The sequence below is a fragment of the Cupriavidus sp. HE11 genome (genome assembly GCF_056097175.1).
Genome location: NZ_CP184465.1, coordinates 1,955,862 through 1,975,970, shown reverse-complemented (window position 1 = coordinate 1,975,970; position 20,109 = coordinate 1,955,862). Strand labels below are relative to the sequence as shown.

The following is a 20,109-nucleotide window of genomic DNA, read 5'->3' as shown; positions in this document are numbered from 1 at the left end:
CGAGGGAGCTCACATGTCATCCATACTTGTCACCGGTGGCGCCGGCTTCATCGGTGCCAACTTCGTGCTCGACTGGTTGCGACGTCCGGCCACCGATCCCGCCAAGGCCGACCGCGTCATCAACGTCGACAAGCTCACCTACGCCGGAAACCGCCACAGCCTAAGCGAACTCGACGGCGACGCGCGCCACATCTTCGTCCAGGCCGATATCGGCGATCGGGCGGCGATGGACAGCCTGCTGGCCCGGTACCACCCGCGCGCGGTCATCCACTTTGCGGCGGAAAGCCATGTCGACCGGTCCATCCGGGGGCCGGCGGCCTTCATCGATACCAACATCGGCGGGACCTATACGCTGCTGGAAGCCGTGCGCGGCTACTGGAGCGCCTTGCCCGACGCCGAACAGGCGCGCTTCCGCTTCCTGCACGTGTCCACCGACGAGGTGTTCGGTTCCCTGGGGCCCACCGACGCGCCGTTCTCCGAGACCACCAGCTACGCGCCAAACAGCCCCTACTCGGCGTCGAAGGCGGCCTCCGACCATCTCGTACGCGCCTGGCACCACACCTATGGGCTGCCCGTCCTGACGACAAACTGCTCGAACAACTACGGCCCGTACCAGTTTCCGGAAAAACTGGTGCCGCTGATGATCGCCAGCGCGCTTGCGGGACAGCCGCTGCCGGTGTACGGCGACGGCGCAAACGTGCGCGACTGGCTCTACGTAGGCGACCACTGCGCGGCGATCCGCGAAGTGCTGACGCGCGGGCGAGTCGGCGACACCTACAACGTGGGCGGCTGGAACGAGAAAACGAACCTCGAAGTCGTCCACGCGCTGTGCGACCAGCTCGACGCGCTGCAACCGCGCACCGCCGGCTCCTATCGCGAACAGATCCGCTTCGTCAAGGACCGCCCCGGCCACGACCGCCGCTACGCAATCGATGCCCGCAAGCTCGAACGCGAACTGGGCTGGCGCCCCACCGAAACCTTCGAAACCGGCCTGGCCAGGACAGTCGCCTGGTACCTCAGCAACCAGCCATGGGTACGTGCCGTCATGTCGGGCGAATACCGCAAATGGGTGGAGACGCAATATGCCGCGTGACAACCCTGGAGGCGCGCCATGACCATGAACCTGATCCGCACCGCGATTCCCGATGTCCTGATTTTCGAGCCCAAGGTATTTGGTGACGAGCGTGGCTTCTTTTTCGAGAGCTTCAACGGCATCGAGTTTGAAGCCGCCACCGGGTTGAAGCGTCATTTCGTCCAGGACAATCACTCGCGGTCGGCCCGCAACGTCCTGCGCGGGCTGCACTATCAGATCCGGCATCCGCAAGGCAAGCTCGTGCGCGTGGTGTCGGGCGAGGTATTCGACGTGGCCGTGGATCTGCGCAGCAGTTCGCCTACGTTCGGACAGTGGGTGGGCGAGGTGTTGTCCGCCGAGAGCAAGCGTCAGCTATGGATTCCGGAAGGCTTCGCGCACGGGTTTCTCGTGCTGTCCGACCATGCGGAGTTCGTCTACAAGACCACTGACACCTGGTATCCGGAACACGAGCGCTCGCTGCTCTGGAACGACGGGCGGATCGGAATCGACTGGCCGATTGCCGGCACGCCCGTGCTGGCCGCGAAGGACGCGGCAGGCCGCACGCTCGACGAAGCCGAGGTGTTTGCCTAGCTCACGTTTGCCGCCCACGTGTTGCCCGGGGCGGCCTGTTCAACCATGCGTACTACCCGTGATGCTCTTCATGGTGATCGTCGTGATGGTCGTCGTGATGATGATCATGGTCATGCGGATGATGGTGACGATTCCATTCATCGCGGCCCCACCAGCGGCGGCCGTCCCAATAGCGGTCGCCGTGCCAGCCAATCACCACGGCCGGTCCGGCAACGACTACCGGCGCGCGCTCGTAGACGGGTGCCGGGGCTGGCTCGACGTAGACGGGCGCCCCGCGTTCATCCACATACTCCCGGGCCATGGTGACGGTAGACGCCGCAGCGGCCAGCAGGCCCAGGGTGAGGCAAGTTGCGTAGTGTCGTGACATGATGCACCTCATCGGACAAGGAACTCGATACCTTCAATCTACGGCGGCCGGCGTGCATATCCCCTGCGACCGAGGCTGAAACGGGTGTCCATCCGTGTCCTACATCCCATTGGGTCGGCGCGGTGGATAGCGGGCATAACAGGCCAGGTACGCCATGGCATACCTGGCCCGACGCATGGTTGTCGTCACCTGGCATCGGTTGACGCAGGGCCGCCGTACGGGGCCTTCCCCATACCCATATGCCGAATCGTTCGTTTGGCCGCAGGCGCGACGCGGTTAGACTGACGCCCCCTCTTTGCATTCGAAGCATCTTCATGGCGTTCCCGATTCCCTCTCGCGTTGCACTGGCCCTCACATTTGGCGTGGCGGCCGCTGCGTCTGCCGGCTCCGCTTTCGCCGATACCTATCCGAGCCGTCCAATTCGCCTGGTGGCACCGTTTCCGGCGGGAGGCGCCACTGACGTGCTGGCGCGGTTGCTGGGCAAGCAGATGGGCGAGCGCCTGGGGCAGCCCGTCGTCGTGGAAAACAAGGCCGGTGCCGGCACGATCGTCGGGGCCAGCTATGTGGCAAAGGCGGCGCCGGACGGCTATACGTTGCTGCTCACCGCGGGCACCACGACATTCACGATCAACCCGGCGCTGCAGAACAACCTGCCGTACGACCCGGTGAAGAGCTTCGAGCCGATCGGCTTTGCCACGCGCCTGCCCCTTGTGCTGATTGCCAATCCAAAGGCACAGATCGGTGACCTGAAGCAGCTGATCGCCAAGGCCAGGGCCGAACCCGGCAAGTACAGCTATGGATCGTTCGGCGAAGGCAGCACCGCGCATTTCGCGGGCGAACTGATGTGGTACAACGCCGGCATCAAGCTGGTGCATGTGCCATACAAGGGCAGCGCGCCGGCCATGAACGACCTGATCGGCGGCCAGATCCCGCTGGCCATCGATACCGTGACGGCCGCCGCGCCGCAGATCAAGGCGGGCAAGGTGAAGGCACTTGCAGTGACCACGGCGCGACGCTCGGCGCAGTTGCCCGACGTGCCGACGGCGGCAGAAGCAGGCATCGCCGGCGTAGACGTCGATGCCTGGTCGGTACTGGCGGCGCCGCGCGGATTGCCGGCCGACGTGAAGCAGAAGCTGACGAAGGCCCTGGCCGATACGCTTGCCGATCCCACCGTGCGCCGACAACTGATCGAAGCCGGCTTCGAACCGCGTTATGGCACCCCGGCCCAGGCAGAGGCCCAGATCGAGACCGAACTGCCGAAAATGCGCGCCATCGCGCGACGTGCAGGCATCAGCAGCCAGTAACGCTGCATATTTCCCGGGGCCGCGCCGGATGGCGGCGCTGACCCAGCCTGCCTGGCCTGCCTGTCAGGAATTGCCGTCTTCGCCCGGTGGATCGCGAAAGTGCTGCTGCACGAGCCTGGCGGCGGCCTCCCAGAGCCCCGGGGCACCAAGCTCGATGGCCGGCCCGTAGCGGGCAACCACCTGCGCTTCGTCCAGCCCCGGCGCTATCCATGTCCCGCCGCCCGTGGCGACGTTGTGAAGCAGCGGCTGGAAGCGGTCCAGCGCCTTGGCGAACTTCGCGTCGCCGCTTTCCGCCGCCTCAAACTCCGTCCACAACTGGTGAAATTCCTCTGCCTGCGATGCCGGCAGCAACCAGAAGATGCGCTGGGCGGCCCGCTGCTCGCGCTCGGCCTGGTCGGCATGCAGCGACGGATCATGGAGCGGCGTGTCGCCGGCATCGATCTCCACGATATCGTGGAGCAGCAGCATCTTCACGACGCGCACCACGTCAACGGGCGCTGCGGCATGCTCCGACAGCACCAGCGCGTACATCGCCAGATGCCAGGAGTGCTCGGCACTGTTTTCGCGACGCGACCGGTCAATCAGCGGCGACATCCGCACAACGCCCTTGAGCCGGTCGATTTCCCGAAGAAACGCCAGCTGACGTTCCAGGCTGGAAAGGTTCACGGCGATGTCCCGTCCGGTTCGTCTTCAAGCAGGTGTCCGTAGGCGTCGATCTCCTTCTGGGTTCGCGCCTCGCTCGCGGCGATCTTTTCGGCCGTGATTTCACCGTCCACGAACTCGACCGACACTCTCCGTACACGCGAATCCTTGTCGACAATGCCCTGCAGCACCTTGTCGAACAGTTTCTCCCCTGCCCTGAGACCCAGTGCCTGCGGCACCAGCACCTTGACCAGCAGGATTTCGTTGTCGCCCGAATCCTTTGCCACCTCGGCGATGGCGGTCCTCAGATAGCCCTTGAGCTTGAGAACACTGAGGTTGCCGGGGATCGCCACGTGCGATACCCGAATCCGTTTCTTGTCCATTCGTCACTGCCTGACTGTCATTTCAACGCGCCGAATATAACTTACGGCGGCAGATGCGCGGGGCTCCGCCGGCTGGCGGCATCTTCATTAAGCATTCTTAACGGAAGATGCGGACGAGAATCATTATCATTCGGATCTCATTTGTCATGACCGGATTGGCAGATCGCCGGTTCCGCCCCCGAATGCGTCTGAAAACCCTTGCCGTCGTTGCCGGCACCCTCCTTTACGCAGCGCCGCAGGTACGAGCCCAGCAGGCCGGATCCGGCGATCCGCTTCCGACCGTCGTCGTCACCGGCACCCGAAGCGAGAAGACGCTGGACGAAACTCCAATCCGCACGGAAGTGGTGGATCGCCAGGAAATCGAGCGCACCCATGCGCGCACGCTCAAGGATGCACTTGAGAACGTGCCCGGCCTGCAGCTGCGCGAGATCCACGGCAAGTCCGGTTACGAAGTGACGCTCCAGGGCATGACCAGCGACCAGGTGCTGATCCTGATCGATGGCCTGCCGATCTCGGCCAGCACGGGCTCCACCGTCGATGTCTCGCAATACCTGCTGACCGAGGTCGACCACGTGGAGGTGGTCAAGGGTGCCAGTTCCGCGCAGTACGGCAGTTCGGCGATGGGCGGCGTCATCAATGTGATCACGCGCCCGATTGCCAAGGGATTCTCGGGTGCCGTCACGGCCGACGCCGGCAGCTACGGCGCGCAGAATGCCGACGGCTCGCCCGGCGCCCTGCACGGCAATGTCCGGCTGGAAGGCGGCACCGAGCAGATCCGGGCCCGCATCAGCGCCGACGCGCTCGACAACAAGGGCTTTGCCGTCGACCCGGACGGCTGGACGCGTCACGGCGACAAGATCAGGCGTGAGCAGTACGCGGGACGGCTCGAATGGCTGCCCAGCCAGGCTGGCAACTTCTGGTTCGACGCCAGCGCCTATCGCGAGACCGACGAACAACGCTACCAGTACTACGCGCCGCCCAACTACGTGCCGCAGCGCAAGACCGAGGACATCGACCGCAACCGGTACACCTACGGCGGCCAATGGCGTTTCGACAACGGCGTGCGGGCCCGGCTGGCCGGCGTGCATGAAACCTACGACAGCACGTCCCGCGAATACTCGAACGGTTTCGAGACCTCGGTCCGCAATTCGGCACAGCAGACCGATCACGTTTCGGCCCAGTTCGACCTGCCAGCCTGGTATCGGCAGCTCTGGCAGTTTGGCGGCGACTTCCATCGCGAAACCCTCGACCAGTCGGTCAACGGCACGTCGGAACTGGCCGGCACCGGCAGCGCCGAGCGCCAGGCGGGCGAGCTCTACCTGCAGAACGACATCATCTTCAACGAAACCTGGGAGATGATCGTTGGCCTGCGCGGCCAGCACGATTCCGACTTTGGCAGCCACTTCGCGCCCAAGGTGGGCGTGCGCGCCAACCTGCTGTCGAACGACACCTGGAAAGGCGTGCTGCGCGCCAACTACGGCCAGGGCTATCGCGTACCGAACCTCAAGGAACGCCACTACCTGTTCGACCACAGCTCGCTGGGCTACATCGTGCTGGGCAACCCGAACTTGAAGCCCGAATCGTCGAACAGCTTCCAGCTGGGCGGCCAGCTGAGCTGGCGCGACCGTGTGACGCTCGACGCCAATCTCTTCTACAACCGCGTGACGGACCTGATCCAGACCGACATGACCAACTTCACCATGGTCAACGGCATCGCGGTCTACACCTACCGCAACGTGGCGCGGGCCAGGACGCAGGGCATCGAGACGTCGCTGCGCTGGCGCGCCACCAACCAGCTGAACCTGACCACGGCCTACACGTTCACCGACACCGAGGATCTCGACACGGGCCTCGAGCTGACCCGCCGGCCGCGCCACATGGGCCGCGTGGGCGCCGACTGGCGCGTCTTCCCCTCGACGGAGCTTTCGGCCCGTGCGCGCTTCCAGAGCAGCGAACTGACCGATTCGGCCACCGGCGCCCGCTCGCCGGGCTGGGGCACGCTGGACCTGGTGCTGAACCAGAAGATCGGCCGCAACGTGACCGCTTTCGCCGGCGTGAACAACCTGTTCAACCGGCAACGCGATTTTGCCAATGCCAGTGACTTCGGGCCCGTGGCGGGGCGCTTTATCTACCTGGGCGCGCGGTTCAACGTCGACGTCGCCCGCTAACGAGAAATCAAACGGGGAAGCACTCATCATGATCCACGAGACTCTTGCACTGCACCGCCGCCCGCTGGGCGCCCTCGGCGCGGCCGCGCTGGCACTGATGCTGGCTGCATGCGGCGGCGGCGATGGCGGTGGCACGACCACGACCGGCAGCACCAGCGGCGGCAGCACGGGCGGCGGCACTAGCACCACGCCTGCCTCCACTTCGGCATTCACGCAGACGGCCGAATGGACCTTCGCGCTGCCGGCGGCCGGCAACTCGCTGTGCTATGACTTCAACACCAAGGCCGAGGCCGCCTGCACGGGCACCGCCTGGGACCTGAAGGTCAAGACCGATACCGGCGGCCGCACGGCCAAGCTGTGGACCAACAGCGGCACCAGCGGCACCGGCAACGGCGGCGCCTTCGGCAGCCCGTTCGACCATACCTGGACCGCGCTGTCGGCCTGGAAGAACGCAACCATCGATCCGGTCAACGGCGCCCTGCCGGCCACGGTATTCCTGAAGGACTCGGCCAGCGGCGTGTTCGCCAGCACCAATGACATCGGCTCGGCCGTGTTCGAATACGGCGTGACAGGCGCGGCCACCGATCACCTGCTGTATCCCACGTTCCGTACCTTCGTGATCACCACCAACAGCGCGCTGGCTGACACCACGGGCACGTCCGCGGCACCGGTCTTTGCGCTGCAGGTCACTGGCTACTATGGCGGCACGGGCGGTACCACGTCCGGTTATCCAAGCTTCCGCTTCGTCGACCGCAGTGCGCCAGGCAACGTCTACACCGCCCAGGTCAATGCATCGGCAGACTGGGTCTACTACGACCTGATCAACCGCACCGAAACCACGGCCTCGGGCACCTGGCATATCGCGTTCAACCGCTACAACGTCAAGCTGAACGGCGGCGAATCGGGCACCGGCACGGTGGCAGGCTTCCTCGGCAAGACGCCGGCCGGCTTCTACGATGCGTCGAACAAGCCGGTGGCGTCGGCGTTCACCAGCGCCACCAACGTCAGCACCACGCTGGCCGACCTGACCGCAGCCGACATGAGCCTCCCCACGGCTGCCACACAGTGGTTGAAGGATTCGACGGCCTCGGTGCTGAACCCCACCTACACCGGCGCCTATCCGAACCCGCTCAACTACGGCTGGTATTCGTACTTCCCGACCGCTGCGGCTGCCGCCGCCAACGGCCTGCCGGCGGTGGCGCACCTGATCAGCGCCAATCCCGACGCGGGCGGCCTGATTCGCGGCGGAGAAGGCGCCACGTATGCGCGCTTCCACCTGACGAAGATCGTCTACGCCGATCCAAACTCGAACAGCAGCCAGCAGACCTGGACGATCAACTTCGACGTCCAGCCCTGATCCGGCCCGACTGAACGAGCCACTACCCGCGACAACCAGCCACACGCATGGACATGGAACAACAACGCTCCGAGACGCTGCGCCAACGCCACCAGGCATTGGTGGAAGCCCACCCGAAACTACGCATCCGCGACCGCGCCCAGCGCCTTGGCGCAAGCGAGGCCGAACTGGTCGCGGCAGGATGCGGCGTGGCCGTGCGACAGCTCGGCGGCACGGCGCAGCAGTTGTTCCGTGATCTCGGCACGCTAGGCACGGTGATGGCGTTGTCGCGCAACGACCATGCCGTCCACGAGCGGCACGGGCAGTACCAGGGCATCGAGGCTGACGGCCCCGTCGGCATCGTACTCGGGCCCGATATCGACCTGCGCATGTTCTTCGGCAACTGGCGGTACTTCTACGCCGTGACCGAGAGCGGCCGCGACAGCCTGCAGTTCTTCGACAAGGCGGGCGAAGCGGTGCACAAGGTCTACCGCACCGATGCAACCGATTCCACGGCATGGCAGGCTTATGTCGACCGCCATGCCGTGGCAACGGATACACCGGTCACCGTCGAACCGGTCGTGGCAGCCGCCGATGCGGAAGCCCCTGCGGACGCCGACGCCTTGCGTGCCCACTGGCTTGGGCTCAAGGACACGCATGACTTCTTTGCGATGCTGCGCCAGTACAAGGTGTCGCGCCTGGGCGCCCTGCGCGCGGCCGGCAATGACCTGGCCCAGCAGGTCGGCAATACGGCGGTCGAGACCGTGCTCGGCCGCGCCGCCGAATCCGCGCTGCCAATCATGTGCTTTGTCGCCAACCGGGGCATCGTGCAGATCCACACTGGCCCGGTGCACAAGCTGGTACGCACCGGGCCATGGTTCAACGTGCTCGATGCATCGTTCAACCTGCATCTGAACACCGAGGCCGTGGCGTCGAGCTGGGTCGTCAACAAACCCACGGTCGATGGCTGGGTGACTTCGCTGGAGCTCTACAGCGCCAGCGGCGATCTGATCGTGCAGTTCTTTGGCGAGCGCAAGCCGGGCAAACCGGAACTGGGCGCCTGGCGCGCACTGCTGCAATCGCTCTGCCCGGTGGCGCTGGCCGCCTGAACGTTTTCCGGAGTTGTCGATGAAACTGCTGCGCTCTGCGCTGTTGTCCCTGCTGTGCGCGGCAGGCCTGACCCACGCCGCACCACCCGCCCGTGTAGTCGGCCTGGGCGGCGCGGTCACCGAAATCATTTACGCGCTGGACGCGGAAACGACACTTGTCGGCTCCGATTCATCGAGCATCTACCCCGCTGCCGCGCTGAAACTGCCCAAGGTGGGTTACTACCGCGCGGTTTCGGTCGAAGGGCTCGCCAGCCTCCGGCCAGACCTGGTGCTGGCTGCCGACCAGGCTGGCCCGCCCCAGGCGATGGAACAGATCCGCAAACTGGGCAGCAAGGTTGTGATGCTGCCTTCGGCCCCCACACTCGCGGCGCTGGAGCAGCGCATTCTCGGCACCGCCACGGCGCTGGAAATTCCGGAACGCGGACGCGCACTGGTCGACCGCCTGCACACCGAACTGCGCGCAATCCGGCCGGCCAGCCAGCCGGTGCGCGTGCTGATCGTCAGCAGTCATACCGGCAAGATGCAGGGAATGGGCACCGACACCGCCGGCGACGCCATGCTGACGCTGGCGGGCGGTACCAACGTGCTGGCCGGCCAGACCGGATTCAAGCCGTTTTCGGCCGAGGCGGCGGCGGCCCTGAAGCCGGACGTGATCGTGACCACGACGATGTCGGTGAGCGCCAGCGGCAGCCCCGATGCGTTCCTGGCCCAGCCCGGCCTCAACGCCACCCCCGCCGCCCGCAACCGGCGCATCGTCGTCATGGATGATCTCCTGCTGCTGGGCTTCGGCCCCCGGCTGCCGGAAGCGCTTCGGCTATTGCAGACGGGGCTCGCCACGCCGCAAACGGCGTCCCGCTGATGCGCGGTCATCGACTGGGCATCTTCACCACGCTCTGCGTGATGCTGGTGCTGGCCGCCCTATGGACCGCCTCCAGTGGCGCGCTGCCAATTCCGCGCGGCCGGCTGCTGCCGTTGCTGTGGTCGCATGCTGCGGACGGCGACGACGCGATGTGGCGCAACGTGCTGATCGAAGTGCGGTTACCGCGCATCGTGCTGGCGATCACGGTAGGCGCCGCGCTGGCGCTCTCCGGTGCGGTCATGCAGGCACTATTCCGCAATCCGCTGGCCGAACCGGGCCTGATCGGCATATCGCTGGGCGGCGCGGCAGGCGCTGTGGCAGCCATCGTGCTGGGCGCGGAGGGCCTGGCGGGCATCGCACCCGCCGCGTTCATCGGCAGCCTTGCGGCAACGTCGTTTGCCTACCGGCTTGGCGCGCGGCGCGGAGGCATGGCCAACCTGCTGCTGGCGGGAATCGCGATCAATGCCATTTGCGCCGCCATCGTCGGCTTCTTCACCTACCAGGCCAGTGACGTGCAGCTTCGCAACCTCACGTTCTGGAACATGGGCAGCCTCGCCGGCGCCACGTGGCCGATGCTGGCGTGGCTCGTGCCACTGGTGGCCGTGCTGTGCGCGCTGCTGCTGCGTGACTGGCGTGCCATGAATGCCCTGCTGCTGGGCGAGCGCGAAGCCCAGCACCTTGGCTTTGACCTCAAACGGCTGCGCCGCCGATTGATCGTGCTGACCGCCCTGCTGGTCGGCCCCATCGTCGCGGTCACTGGCACGATCGCGTTCGTCGGCCTCGTCGTGCCACACCTTGTGCGCATGCCGCTGGGCGCCGACCACCGCTGGCTGTTGCCGAATACGCTGGCCGGCGGCGCAATCGCGATGACACTGGCGGACTGGCTTTCCCGCATGGTGGTGATCCCGGCCGAGCTGCCGATCGGCATCGTGACGAGCCTGGTGGGCGGGCCCTTCCTGCTCTGGATGCTGACGCGAAAAGGAGCCTGACGTGCTGGTCGCAAGCCATCTCAACTGCAGCCGTGGCCGCAGGCAGGTGCTGTCCGGCATCGATGTCAGCCTGCTTGCCGGCGAGGTGCTCGGTATCCTTGGGGCGAACGGCGCGGGCAAGAGCACGCTGCTGGGCGCACTGGCCGGCGAGATCGCGGTCCCGGCCGCAGCGATCTCGCTGAACGGGCATGACCTGGCCGACTGGCCCGTCAACGCCCTGGCCAGGACACGTGCCGTGCTGCCTCAATCGCCGGGGCTGCACTTCGATCTCGACGTGACCGAGGTGGTCGCCATGGGCGGCTACCCGTTCCCGGAGCTGGATCGGCCTGCCCTGGATGCGCTGATGCGCCGCGCGCTCGGTCTGGCCGATGTGACACACCTGGCCCACCGCGACTACCAGAGCCTGTCAGGCGGCGAGCAACAGCGCGTGCAGTTTGCCCGCACGCTGGTGCAGACGCTGGCCTGCCGAGCGCCGGACAGCTACCGGGCCCTGCTGCTTGACGAGCCGATTTCAAGCCTGGACCCGCGCCATCAGCTGCTGCTGCTCGACAGCGTCAGGACATTGAGTCGAACCGACGGACTGGCCGTGCTCGTGGTGCTGCATGACGTCAACCTGGCCGCGCGCTGGTGCGACCGGCTGCTTCTGCTAGAAAACGGCCGCGCCGTGGCATGCGGCACACCCGCCGAAGTGCTGACAGAGGCCAACCTGGCAAGCGTCTATGGCATACCGGCCAGGGTCATGCCATCGCCCGTCCACGCGGACGTGCCTTTTGTCGTCTTCGGATGACGTTGGCCGCCAGACGCCGCTTGCCGTCATTACCCAAGCCGCTACCCAGACCCGGAGTTTCCGCATGACATCGTTCCTGCAGCAGATCCTGCAAGACACGCTCGCGCCCGTGCCGGGTTCAATGCGCCTTGCGGCGTTGGTGCTGACGCCCGCGCTGCTCTGGGTTGCGGTGTCCGACCTGCTGTATCGCCGCATCGGCAATCGTCCGGTCCTGGCGCTGCTCGTCTTGTGGCTGATTCAGCTTGCGTGGATATGCGTGCCTGGCGGGCAGGCGCCCGCGTGGCCGGAGATCGTCCGCAGCGGCGCCGCGGCGGCAATCGTGCTGGTGGCGGGGTATGCCCTGTTTGCCATGCGATGGGTCGGTGCGGGCGACGTCAAGCTGATGGCGGTACTTTGCCTCTGGCTGGGGCGCGAGGTTGCGATGTTCCTGCTGGTAACCTCTCTGGCCGGCGGCGCGCTGGCCCTGTGCATGCCAATCCTGCGCAGGATCGAGCTGATAGCGGCACGGTGCATCGAACGGCTCGGCACATGGCTGCCCGTGGCGGTACCCACACCGATGGCGCTGCAGGGGCATTCATCGCCTGGCATTCCCTATGGATTCGCTATCGCCGCCGGCGCGGTGTTCGTGATGTTCCGGCACTGACGGTCATGGATCCGACCCGCTTTCTTTCGCGGCCGCACGCGCGCCCAAACTCGCGCCTGCCCTCCCGCACTGCCGCCCGCGGCGCGCTCGCCGTCGAGGCCGCATTTGCGCTGCCGGTGATCATCGCCGGCGCGATGATGTTCATCGAACTGGGCAACATCGGACTGACTATCGCCCTGGGCGGCACGGCACTGGAACGTGCCATCCACCCGCTGCACGCCGGAGCCGTCAATGTGGCCACGCCCGGACAGATGGAACAGCGGGTGCGGCTTGGCATGGCTGCAGCCTCGCATCGCCTGCTCGACGACGCCGATATCGCCGCCGTTGCCGTCGAACGCTTTACATCCCTCGATGCAATGGGTGCGGGCAGCACGCGCTGCGGCCGGAGCACCGCCAGCCGTACCGTGCCGGCGTGGCGCATTACGGTGGAAATCCGCAAGGACTTCATCACCCCGCTGCCGCGCCTGCTGGGCACAGGTGGCACGGCCTTCCGCTATCAGTATCAGCAGTGGCTTGACAACCTGCCAACGCCGACAACCAACATGAAGCAAGATTAACGTGTCATTGGCAACGCGATGACGTAAAAAGAAAGTCAGCACGCAGGCGTGCCCGTCATACGGCAACGCCGCTGATTCCACATTCGATTTCCGGAAGCATCCACGATGACCACCACCGAAGCGCACCCTTCGCTTTCTTCCCGGCTCAAGCATGAAACCGCCGCCCAGCACGAACGCATGCACGGGCTCATGGACGCGGCCAAACCGTTTGCCAGCCGCGAAGGCTATGCGCGCTTTGTCGCCGCGCAGTACCTGTTCCAGCGCGATATCGAGCATCTTTTTGCGGACCCGGCGGTGCGCGCCGCCGTGCCGGACATCGACGGCCGGGGTCGTGCCTCTGCATCGCAAGCCGATCTCGCGGACCTGTCATGGTCCGTACCGGAGGGCGATATCGCCAGTCGTGGCGTAGCCATGCCCGAGGCGCTGGGCTGGCTCTATGTCTCCGAAGGCTCGACGCTGGGAGCGGCGTTCCTGTTCAAGGCCGCCAAGGAAGAACTGGGGCTATCGGCCGAATTCGGTGCCCGCAACCTGGCGGCCTACCCTGAAGGACGTGCCATCGCATGGCGCAATTTCGTCGCGGCACTGGATAGCGACGCCGTGTCCGCACACTCGCACGACGCCGTGATCGCCGGCGCAAACGCTGCGTATGACCGTTTCGGGCGGTTGCTTGCCGACATGTTCGAAACCGCTTGAACCCGCCACGTGGCGCCGCCGGGCGCGCGCTACGGATAAGCGGGGATCGCTAGGTCTTGAGCGCGTCCTTGAGGCCGGTCCTGTCGCTCCAATGGCGGCGGTCCAGCAACAGCACGGCCAGCAGTCCATCGGGAACGTTCTCTTCCAGCGATAGCTGGGCGCCATGCAGCCTGGCGATGGCATTGACCAGCGCCAGGCCGAGCCCGCTGCCCGATGGCGAGTTGCCGCCCGACCTCCGGGCCGACGTTGCGCCCAGGCGCCGGAACCGCTCCACCGCCTGCCCGCGCAGCCCTGCCGGAATCCCCGGGCCGTGATCTGCCACGCCCAGCGCCATGCCGTCGCCACGGCGGCGCGCCAGCAACTGCAGTGTCTTACCCTCCGGCGCGTACTTGATGGCGTTTTCGAGCAGGTTCGACAACGCCTGGAACAGCAGCGCACGGTCGCCATATAGTTCGCGCCCAGGCTCCGCCTGGATCTGCAGCGCCATGCCGGACATCGACACCAGCGGTGCATAGTATTCGGCCAGGTCGTCCAGCAGCGCGCGCGCGTCGAACCATTCGAACGCATGCTCGCAGCGACCGGCCTCCACCTCACCGATGCGCAGCACCGCACGGACCATGCGCTGGATGCGCTCGCCTTCCTCAAGCGCGCCAAGCACGTCTTCGCGCATGGGATCGTCAACCTTCTCTGCCAGAGTTACCAGGCGGTTGTGCATGCGCGTCAGCGGCGTGCGCAGTTCGTGGGCCAGATGGCTGCTCACGCTCTTGACCTCTTCCATGAGCCGGTTCACCCGATCGAGCACGTGGTTGATGTCCTGCCCCAGCAGGTCGAATTCATCGCCATCGCGCCGGCATGGCACGGTGGCATCGCGCTCGCCGGTCACGTAGCGGCGCAGTGCGCTGCGGATGCGGTCCACCCGGCGCATGCTTTGCACGCTGGTATAGAGCCCGATCGCCAGGCTCGTCAGGAGGACCGCGAACAGTCCCGCTCCGGCCACCAGCGGAATCACGCGCAACCGCTCGCGCATGGGCAGGATGTCGTAGCCACTGAAGAACACGCCGCCGTCGGCAAGCGGCACCTGCACGCCGAACAGCTGCGCGAGCTTGGCGCTCGTTTCGCCCACCGTGACATTGCGCCACTGCAGATCGCACGGCGGCGCGCATTGCAGCGCGGACCTGACCTTCGCGTCGCCAAACAGCAGCCCGCCCGACGGCGACAGGACAAGCGACTTGCTGCCCTCGCGCTCGCGGCTGTCTTCCTGGGCCAGTGCCATGGCAAGCTGTCCTGCATCGGCAAAGTGGTGCCGGTGTTCCTGCGTGCGCACGTCGGCCAGCACCATGTCGCGCACGTGGCTGTGAAGCAGCACGTCGATCTGATGTGCGCTCAGCAGCACCGATCCAATGGCAACCAGCAAGAAAAGGAACGCAACCAGCGAGGCATGGCGGAAGGTCCGGGTCTCCAGCAGGTGGGCAACGCGCTCAGCCCAGGACATAGCCGACCGCACGCACCGTACGCAGCAGCGACCGCGGGTAATTGCGGTCGATCTTGCTACGCAGCTTCGAAACATGAACGTCGATCAGGTTCGTCTGCGGATCGAACTGATAGCCCCAGACCTTCTCCAGCAGCATGGCGCGTGTGACCGTGCGGCCCGCATTGGTGGCCAGCACCTGCAGCAACGCGAATTCCTTTTCGGTGAGATCGATCGCGTGGCCACCCCGCGACACGCTGCGCTCGCGCCAGTCGATGCAGAGGTCCTCAAGCCGCGTGATCCAGTCTGCGTCGTTCGGCGGGGCACGCCATTTGGCCAGTCCCTCCAGCCGCAGCAGCAGTTCGGTGAAGTCGAAAGGCTTGCCAAGGTAATCGCCAGCGCCGGCGCGCAAGCCCTCCACGCGGTCGCTGGGCTGGTCCACGGCGGACAGCACCATGACGGGCGGATGCGGATGATCGGCCAACGCCCGCAGCACGCCGATGCCATCGATGCCCGGCAGCATCCTGTCCAGCAGTACCGCGTCGAATGCTTCGTCCCGGATGAGTTCGAGCGCGTGCTCGCCCGTGTCTGTCAGGCGGCAGTCATGTCCCTTCTGCTGCAGCTTGGTGCTTAGCCAATGCCGCACCCGCGGATCGTCTTCCACGATCAGAACTCGCATGACAGTCTTCTCCCCTTACCCAAGATCACCCGCCCGTCGACCCTTCTTCCACCCGGACTATTTGATATTTGTACCGGTTTGTTATTATTCTACATGAGACGCATTCTCATTTTAGAAGAATTTTTCAGGCCACTACATACGACAGGGTCAGTCGGACCGGCCCCAGGTCAACAGCCCCCGGCCAGGTGACCAACCGGGGGCGGTTTGCGACGAAATAAGCATTATTGGCGAATTTTGGGGCGACAAAGATTAACTTTGCTTAACGGCTGCGGCCGTCCCATGTGCAGATCGTTGCCGTCGTCTCCAATCGTCAGTACGGCGGGTTGACCACGACGTACTGCCCGCTCTGCGGCAGATACCAGGTTGTGCCGCACTGCTGGTAGACCATGCCGCCGTAGTTGACCGGCACGCAGTTCGGCGGGATGGTCCGGGTCATCGAGCCGATAACCGCCGAGGTCATTGCCACCGTCGCCGTGACGGCGGCGGCCGTGGCCACCGGATGGTAGTCGTTGTCCCAACCGCCGCCGCAACAGCCGTTGTTGTTGACGGTCACGTTTGTATTGCGGTTGACGTTGACGTTGCTACTGCTGTTCACGTTGTTGACGCTGGTGCTGCGTACGTTGTTGGTCCGGGCATCTGCGCGTGTATTGTTCACCTGCGTCGTCTGCCGCGCCGCGGGGGCGTTGGCACCCCCGCCCGCGCGCGCGCCGGCTTGCGCGCCGCCCCCTGCGCCCGCCCCTGCCCGTGCATACGCCGATGGCGTCCAGGCGGGCATCGAGAGGAGCAGCGAGGCCAGGATCGCTGCGAGTTGCTTGCCGTGTACTTGTCTCATGGCAGTGCTCCCCTATTGCGGCTGACTTTGCGGGTTCTGCTGCGACGGCTGGGTCTTCAGCGGAACGAATTCGGCCTTCTTCGCGCCAGCCGGCGGCGAGAACGCGAAAGCGGATTCCTTGAACTTCGGATGCAGATTCCACTTGTAGTGGGTTACCGATTGCGGGCGGGCCTCGTCGGCACGATTGGTAATCACCAGCTTGCGTGGCAGCGGCTTGTCGCCAGTGGCAATCCAGATCTGCCAGTCGATCTGGCCCTGGCGGAAGGCATAGTGGTCGCACAGGTCGCCGCCGATGATGTCCTGCCCGGCATACAGGGCTGACTCGATATTGTCGGTGGGCGCAGCGGAAGTGCCCCACATGAAGAGATCGGCCGACGGCAGCTCGACACCGTACCGCGCCCGCAGCCTGTCAACCAGAGCGCCCAGATTCTCGCTGAAGTCCGCCTGCGAATAGTACTTCTGGTCGGGGTAGTACATCGTCACCGTTTTTCCGTCGTACATCAGGTCACGCTGTGACCGCGCAGATCGCATCTGGGCGCGCAGCTTGTTGGGCCGAAGCACGTCCAGGTCCGAAGTCGCGGTGTGCTGGAGTTTTTCGCCGTCGGCCAGTACGCGTTCGCCGGACAATTCGATGAAGACTTCGAACTGTTTCAATGTCTGCAGATAGGCTCCCATGTCCTTGAGCGCCTGGATCGAAGCGGGATCGACCGCCTTGGCGTCGGCAGATGGGGGAGGCGCCGCGGCGGGCGAGGCGGCCGCGGGGGGGCTCGCCGGTGGGCTCGACGCCGTGGGTGGCGCGCTGCTGCAGGCGGCCAGCGAGGCAACGAGCAAGGTCAGGACCGGTGTGCGTGCCATGGTGAACTCCGATAGGACGTTAGGGAGTGCCAGCAAGGAAATATGCGTTCGTCGCCCGGCACTCAGCCGCGGCGCATCGGCATGCTCCCTGATTGTTGACGCTGCAGGGCGGCCCCTGGCAAAAGCCAGAGGTGGGGAGCCCGTTGCACGTAGCGGCTGGTGAGCCACACCTGGAGCGGGTAGAGCGCAATGACGAGAATTGGCGACCAGACGAACAGGTCGAGGAACGGAGGGAATAACTTGAAGCAGGCAATCGCCGACACCGCGATCCAGGCCGCCTGAATCAGCACGTCGAGAAACTCTCGGGACAGGATTTTCCCAGTAGCGGCCGCAGGCAACATGGTTTGTCTCCGTTCTTCTTAGTTGCCGAATTCTGCGCAACAGCGCCACTTCATTCTAGTTCGTGTTATCCCGATCAGTGCCATTGCATGCGCCGATTCTCTTGCGTCCTGATACTCACACATTTGACGGGCGTACCACGCCTGTTATCTCGGCGGTTTATTGAATTGAAGGGGCATGCCGGCACGGCCAGCGATAGGGCCGTAGGCGAAAAAATGACGATTTCTGCATGACGCCGGCGATGCCCCCGATTCGGACTATCTCTTCAACCCCGAGGATCGTGACGCAGTGGCGTCATTTACCCTTCAATCCGTCGCGCCAGGCGATTGCCTCCAGTTCCACCCTGATCGCATCCTCCACGGCAATCACCGGATGGGCATGGAATTCAAATGCAGGGAATGTCGAGCAGGCTTTGTGTACTGCCAAAGGATCGTCGCAGTCCACCAGCATATGCCCGCCCCATTCACCCACACGAACGACAAATAGCTCGATCTTGAGATTGTCCGGCGCTTTCCACTGACCAAAGACGTCGAGGATTCGCTGTTGGGCATCCTCATACTCTGCAACCGAACCCTTTGGACGGTCGAACCAACTGATCATGTATTTCATTGTTGCCCCCCACCACAGTGACGAAATCATCAGAGCGACAGCCGTCAGGAAGCGACAACGAATACGCCAGTTGCTTCCGCTTCGGTCGCACTTCAGCTTAGGTCATCCGCGCACTCACCCAGCTAGTGAACCACCAGGGGAATTCGCACGTGACTGGCGGCACAGAAAGGGACAAGACGTGCAGAAATCGATCCCATTGGCTTGATTGCGAGTACATTTCGGGAATCTGCCGCGCACAACTCTCATGTTTGTTGTTTGGACGTTCATACATTTTTCGGAAGGGATCGAAAAGCCACAACATCGTCAATCGACAGGGGAGCGAAAGATGACGAACGTGCCTTCAAATGCAAGCGAAATGACATTGACGGCGGCCCAGTTGGACGCCTATCTCGCCAGGATCAAGATTGCCCGGCCCGTCTCTGTCGACCTTCACGGCCTGTCGAGGCTGCATCGCGCCCATCTCATGACATTCACTTTCGAGGCGCTCGATGCATTCATGGGATGGCCGTCCTCGATGGCCCCGGCGTCCGCCTTCACGAAGATGGTGGGCAGCAGACGCGGCGGATGGTGTTACGAGATGAACGGCCTGTTCGGCGCAGCGCTCGATGCGCTCGGTTTCCGCGTCACGCGTTTATGCGGCGGGGTTAATCGTGAAATTCTGGGCGACATTGCCATCGGCAATCACTTGACCTTGCGTGTCGATCTCGACCGCCCCTTTCTTGCCGAGGTCGGCGTGGCCGACGCCATCGTCGAGCCGGTGCCTCTGGATATCGGCCCGATCAGCCAACGCGGCTTTGATTTTTCGATCATGCCGACGGAGGACGGATGGCTGCGATTCAATAACCACGCGTTCGGCATCGCGCGCAGCTTTGACTTCCGTACCGACCACAGCGACGAAGCTGCCATGGCCACCACGCATGCCTGGTTAATGCGGGACCCGGGATCGCCGTTCACAAACGCGCTGGCAGTCCTGCGTCATACGGCGAACGGCTATGTCTCACTGCAGAACGATCGCTTGCGCAATGTAATGCCCGACGGCATCAAGGAACACCGCATCACTGGCGCTGACCATCTGGCGGACACGTTTGAAACCGTCTTCGACCTCGATATCCCCCAGCCCGAGCACGTTTGGGAAAAGATTCAGGCGATCAGTCGCGATAAGGCGCCCTGAACAAACTTCAGATTCCCTATCGCTGGCTCCAGTCGAGCCGGAATCTCCATGACATTACACATGTCTTATAAAGCACAAAAATAATCGCGGGCACCCGACCCATCACCGGCCGCAAGATCGGAAATTCCGTTGGCACCTCAAGTTTCGGGCCCGCCTGCCGTAAGCGTCCGTACTACCATTGGCCTATCGAAAGCGACCGTCCCGACCTTTATAGTGGGCTGCCGGCTTGATTGCGCCAGAGGCACGACATACGCAACAAGAATATGTGGAGTCGATATGCTGAGATTTGCAACGATTATCTTGCTCTCGACGTTGGGCTCGGCTGCAGCGAATGCCGCTCAGGATGCAGGCAGTCGGCCGCAGATCCTGAGTACCGAACGCGGAATCAGCGATGGCCAGCGCGATGCGACTGTATTGCACACCCCGCCGCCCAGCCGGGCCGGTGTCATCGCGACACCGCCAAACTCGCCCACCTATGACCAGCAGGTCAATGGATCTGCACCGTACCCGTATATCGTCGCGCCATATATCCAGGTACCTGGCTATACGCCGCAACCGAATCCTCCGCGTCCCGTACCCCACGGCCGATAGATCGCGACAAACCGGGGGCGGGACAACCTCCGGGCCACCTCCCTTCCCGGGCCGGGAAGGGGCAT

The 20,109-nt window shown here is 64.5% G+C and carries 22 protein-coding genes; 13 read left to right on the top strand and 9 right to left on the bottom strand.

The features are described 5' to 3' along the window. The first annotated feature begins 13 nt into the window (after window positions 1-13). Together rfbB and rfbC are read left to right on the top strand one after the other, a co-directional pair. Window positions 14-1,093: a dTDP-glucose 4,6-dehydratase gene (rfbB, locus tag ACOABP_RS26235; protein WP_474228617.1), complete on the top strand. Its 1,080-nt coding sequence runs from the start codon at window positions 14-16 to the stop codon at window positions 1,091-1,093. Between the two features lie 18 nt (window positions 1,094-1,111). Further along, complete coding sequence (gene rfbC / locus ACOABP_RS26230; RefSeq protein ID WP_474228616.1) at window positions 1,112-1,663, top strand: dTDP-4-dehydrorhamnose 3,5-epimerase; 552 nt, start codon at window positions 1,112-1,114, stop codon at window positions 1,661-1,663. Between the two features lie 52 nt (window positions 1,664-1,715). On the opposite strand, the gene ACOABP_RS26225 is transcribed toward rfbC, so the two are convergent. After that, the gene (locus ACOABP_RS26225) at window positions 1,716-2,030 is read right to left on the bottom strand and encodes a hypothetical protein (RefSeq protein ID WP_474228614.1); all 315 of its coding nucleotides are present in this window, start codon (window positions 2,028-2,030) and stop codon (window positions 1,716-1,718) included. Window positions 2,031-2,344: 314 nt separating this feature from the next. On the opposite strand from ACOABP_RS26225, the gene ACOABP_RS26220 reads away from it, so the two are divergent. After that, window positions 2,345-3,334: a tripartite tricarboxylate transporter substrate binding protein gene (locus ACOABP_RS26220; RefSeq protein WP_474228613.1), complete on the top strand. Its 990-nt coding sequence runs from the start codon at window positions 2,345-2,347 to the stop codon at window positions 3,332-3,334. Between the two features lie 63 nt (window positions 3,335-3,397). Here the strand turns inward: ACOABP_RS26220 and ACOABP_RS26215 are convergent, their stop codons facing one another. Both ACOABP_RS26215 and ACOABP_RS26210 read right to left on the bottom strand, forming a co-directional pair. Then, on the bottom strand, window positions 3,398-4,000 hold the full coding sequence (locus ACOABP_RS26215) for an HD domain-containing protein (RefSeq protein WP_474228611.1): 603 nt from the start codon (window positions 3,998-4,000) through the stop codon (window positions 3,398-3,400). Then, window positions 3,997-4,359, bottom strand: a complete 363-nt coding sequence (locus ACOABP_RS26210) for a hypothetical protein (protein WP_474228610.1) — start codon at window positions 4,357-4,359, stop codon at window positions 3,997-3,999. The genes ACOABP_RS26215 and ACOABP_RS26210 overlap by 4 nt, the downstream gene beginning before the upstream one ends. A gap of 182 nt (window positions 4,360-4,541) precedes the next feature. Between ACOABP_RS26210 and ACOABP_RS26205 the strand changes: the two genes are divergently transcribed. From ACOABP_RS26205 to ACOABP_RS26165, 9 genes are all read left to right on the top strand, one after another. After that, a complete protein-coding gene (locus ACOABP_RS26205; RefSeq protein ID WP_474228608.1) occupies window positions 4,542-6,527 on the top strand; it encodes a TonB-dependent receptor plug domain-containing protein in 1,986 nt (661 codons plus the stop codon). A 28-nt stretch (window positions 6,528-6,555) separates the two neighbouring features. Further along, window positions 6,556-7,884, top strand: a complete 1,329-nt coding sequence (locus tag ACOABP_RS26200) for an HmuY family protein (protein ID WP_474228607.1) — start codon at window positions 6,556-6,558, stop codon at window positions 7,882-7,884. Window positions 7,885-7,937: 53 nt separating this feature from the next. After that, window positions 7,938-8,972 (top strand): hemin-degrading factor, encoded by a 1,035-nt coding sequence (locus ACOABP_RS26195; protein WP_474228606.1) that lies wholly within the window; start codon window positions 7,938-7,940, stop codon window positions 8,970-8,972. A 19-nt stretch (window positions 8,973-8,991) separates the two neighbouring features. Beyond that, window positions 8,992-9,831 carry a heme/hemin ABC transporter substrate-binding protein gene (locus ACOABP_RS26190; RefSeq protein ID WP_474228604.1) on the top strand — a complete coding sequence of 280 codons (840 nt, stop codon included), beginning with the start codon at window positions 8,992-8,994 and terminating at the stop codon, window positions 9,829-9,831. A gap of 41 nt (window positions 9,832-9,872) precedes the next feature. Next, window positions 9,873-10,820: a FecCD family ABC transporter permease gene (locus ACOABP_RS26185; RefSeq protein ID WP_474230556.1), complete on the top strand. Its 948-nt coding sequence runs from the start codon at window positions 9,873-9,875 to the stop codon at window positions 10,818-10,820. A gap of 1 nt (window position 10,821) precedes the next feature. Then, window positions 10,822-11,607, top strand: coding sequence for a heme ABC transporter ATP-binding protein (locus tag ACOABP_RS26180; protein WP_474228602.1), 786 nt, complete (start codon window positions 10,822-10,824; stop codon window positions 11,605-11,607). Between the two features lie 64 nt (window positions 11,608-11,671). After that, entirely contained in the window at window positions 11,672-12,250 is a 579-nt protein-coding gene (locus tag ACOABP_RS26175) for an A24 family peptidase (RefSeq protein ID WP_474228600.1), read from the top strand. 5 nt (window positions 12,251-12,255) lie between these two features. Further along, a complete protein-coding gene (locus ACOABP_RS26170; protein ID WP_474228598.1) occupies window positions 12,256-12,807 on the top strand; it encodes a hypothetical protein in 552 nt (183 codons plus the stop codon). 105 nt (window positions 12,808-12,912) lie between these two features. Continuing rightward, window positions 12,913-13,500, top strand: coding sequence for a biliverdin-producing heme oxygenase (locus ACOABP_RS26165; RefSeq protein ID WP_474228596.1), 588 nt, complete (start codon window positions 12,913-12,915; stop codon window positions 13,498-13,500). Between the two features lie 49 nt (window positions 13,501-13,549). Here the strand turns inward: ACOABP_RS26165 and ACOABP_RS26160 are convergent, their stop codons facing one another. The 6 genes from ACOABP_RS26160 to ACOABP_RS26135 form a co-directional block, all read right to left on the bottom strand. Beyond that, window positions 13,550-14,992, bottom strand: a complete 1,443-nt coding sequence (locus ACOABP_RS26160; RefSeq protein ID WP_474228594.1) for a sensor histidine kinase — start codon at window positions 14,990-14,992, stop codon at window positions 13,550-13,552. Beyond that, entirely contained in the window at window positions 14,979-15,647 is a 669-nt protein-coding gene (locus ACOABP_RS26155; protein WP_474228593.1) for a response regulator transcription factor, read from the bottom strand. The genes ACOABP_RS26160 and ACOABP_RS26155 overlap by 14 nt, the downstream gene beginning before the upstream one ends. A 310-nt stretch (window positions 15,648-15,957) precedes the next feature. Beyond that, window positions 15,958-16,479 carry a hypothetical protein gene (locus ACOABP_RS26150; RefSeq protein WP_474228591.1) on the bottom strand — a complete coding sequence of 174 codons (522 nt, stop codon included), beginning with the start codon at window positions 16,477-16,479 and terminating at the stop codon, window positions 15,958-15,960. A gap of 12 nt (window positions 16,480-16,491) precedes the next feature. Continuing rightward, window positions 16,492-17,334, bottom strand: a complete 843-nt coding sequence (locus tag ACOABP_RS26145; protein WP_474228590.1) for a DUF2092 domain-containing protein — start codon at window positions 17,332-17,334, stop codon at window positions 16,492-16,494. Between the two features lie 62 nt (window positions 17,335-17,396). Beyond that, complete coding sequence (locus ACOABP_RS26140) at window positions 17,397-17,675, bottom strand: hypothetical protein (protein WP_474228589.1); 279 nt, start codon at window positions 17,673-17,675, stop codon at window positions 17,397-17,399. A gap of 292 nt (window positions 17,676-17,967) precedes the next feature. Further along, window positions 17,968-18,282, bottom strand: coding sequence for a DUF3303 domain-containing protein (locus tag ACOABP_RS26135; RefSeq protein WP_474228588.1), 315 nt, complete (start codon window positions 18,280-18,282; stop codon window positions 17,968-17,970). A gap of 325 nt (window positions 18,283-18,607) precedes the next feature. Between ACOABP_RS26135 and ACOABP_RS26130 the strand changes: the two genes are divergently transcribed. Beyond that, window positions 18,608-19,453 carry an arylamine N-acetyltransferase family protein gene (locus ACOABP_RS26130; protein ID WP_474228586.1) on the top strand — a complete coding sequence of 282 codons (846 nt, stop codon included), beginning with the start codon at window positions 18,608-18,610 and terminating at the stop codon, window positions 19,451-19,453. The last annotated feature ends 656 nt before the right edge of the window (window positions 19,454-20,109 follow it).

What these genes read in the sequence shown, in the direction of transcription:
- ACOABP_RS26175 (WP_474228600.1), top strand. Translation starts at nt 11,672, where the DNA reads ATGACATCGTTCCTGCAGCAGATCCTGCAAGACACGCTCGCGCCCGTG.
- ACOABP_RS26155 (WP_474228593.1), bottom strand. Translation starts at nt 15,647, where the DNA reads ATGCGAGTTCTGATCGTGGAAGACGATCCGCGGGTGCGGCATTGGCTA.
- ACOABP_RS26200 (WP_474228607.1), top strand. Translation starts at nt 6,556, where the DNA reads ATGATCCACGAGACTCTTGCACTGCACCGCCGCCCGCTGGGCGCCCTC.
- ACOABP_RS26170 (WP_474228598.1), top strand. Translation starts at nt 12,256, where the DNA reads ATGGATCCGACCCGCTTTCTTTCGCGGCCGCACGCGCGCCCAAACTCG.
- ACOABP_RS26135 (WP_474228588.1), bottom strand. Translation starts at nt 18,282, where the DNA reads ATGAAATACATGATCAGTTGGTTCGACCGTCCAAAGGGTTCGGTTGCA.
- ACOABP_RS26150 (WP_474228591.1), bottom strand. Translation starts at nt 16,479, where the DNA reads ATGAGACAAGTACACGGCAAGCAACTCGCAGCGATCCTGGCCTCGCTG.
- ACOABP_RS26220 (WP_474228613.1), top strand. Translation starts at nt 2,345, where the DNA reads ATGGCGTTCCCGATTCCCTCTCGCGTTGCACTGGCCCTCACATTTGGC.
- ACOABP_RS26195 (WP_474228606.1), top strand. Translation starts at nt 7,938, where the DNA reads ATGGAACAACAACGCTCCGAGACGCTGCGCCAACGCCACCAGGCATTG.
- ACOABP_RS26160 (WP_474228594.1), bottom strand. Translation starts at nt 14,992, where the DNA reads ATGTCCTGGGCTGAGCGCGTTGCCCACCTGCTGGAGACCCGGACCTTC.
- ACOABP_RS26140 (WP_474228589.1), bottom strand. Translation starts at nt 17,675, where the DNA reads ATGTTGCCTGCGGCCGCTACTGGGAAAATCCTGTCCCGAGAGTTTCTC.
- ACOABP_RS26165 (WP_474228596.1), top strand. Translation starts at nt 12,913, where the DNA reads ATGACCACCACCGAAGCGCACCCTTCGCTTTCTTCCCGGCTCAAGCAT.
- ACOABP_RS26130 (WP_474228586.1), top strand. Translation starts at nt 18,608, where the DNA reads ATGACGAACGTGCCTTCAAATGCAAGCGAAATGACATTGACGGCGGCC.
- ACOABP_RS26185 (WP_474230556.1), top strand. Translation starts at nt 9,873, where the DNA reads ATGCTGGTGCTGGCCGCCCTATGGACCGCCTCCAGTGGCGCGCTGCCA.
- ACOABP_RS26145 (WP_474228590.1), bottom strand. Translation starts at nt 17,334, where the DNA reads ATGGCACGCACACCGGTCCTGACCTTGCTCGTTGCCTCGCTGGCCGCC.
- ACOABP_RS26210 (WP_474228610.1), bottom strand. Translation starts at nt 4,359, where the DNA reads ATGGACAAGAAACGGATTCGGGTATCGCACGTGGCGATCCCCGGCAAC.
- ACOABP_RS26205 (WP_474228608.1), top strand. Translation starts at nt 4,542, where the DNA reads ATGCGTCTGAAAACCCTTGCCGTCGTTGCCGGCACCCTCCTTTACGCA.
- rfbB (WP_474228617.1), top strand. Translation starts at nt 14, where the DNA reads ATGTCATCCATACTTGTCACCGGTGGCGCCGGCTTCATCGGTGCCAAC.
- ACOABP_RS26190 (WP_474228604.1), top strand. Translation starts at nt 8,992, where the DNA reads ATGAAACTGCTGCGCTCTGCGCTGTTGTCCCTGCTGTGCGCGGCAGGC.
- rfbC (WP_474228616.1), top strand. Translation starts at nt 1,112, where the DNA reads ATGACCATGAACCTGATCCGCACCGCGATTCCCGATGTCCTGATTTTC.
- ACOABP_RS26225 (WP_474228614.1), bottom strand. Translation starts at nt 2,030, where the DNA reads ATGTCACGACACTACGCAACTTGCCTCACCCTGGGCCTGCTGGCCGCT.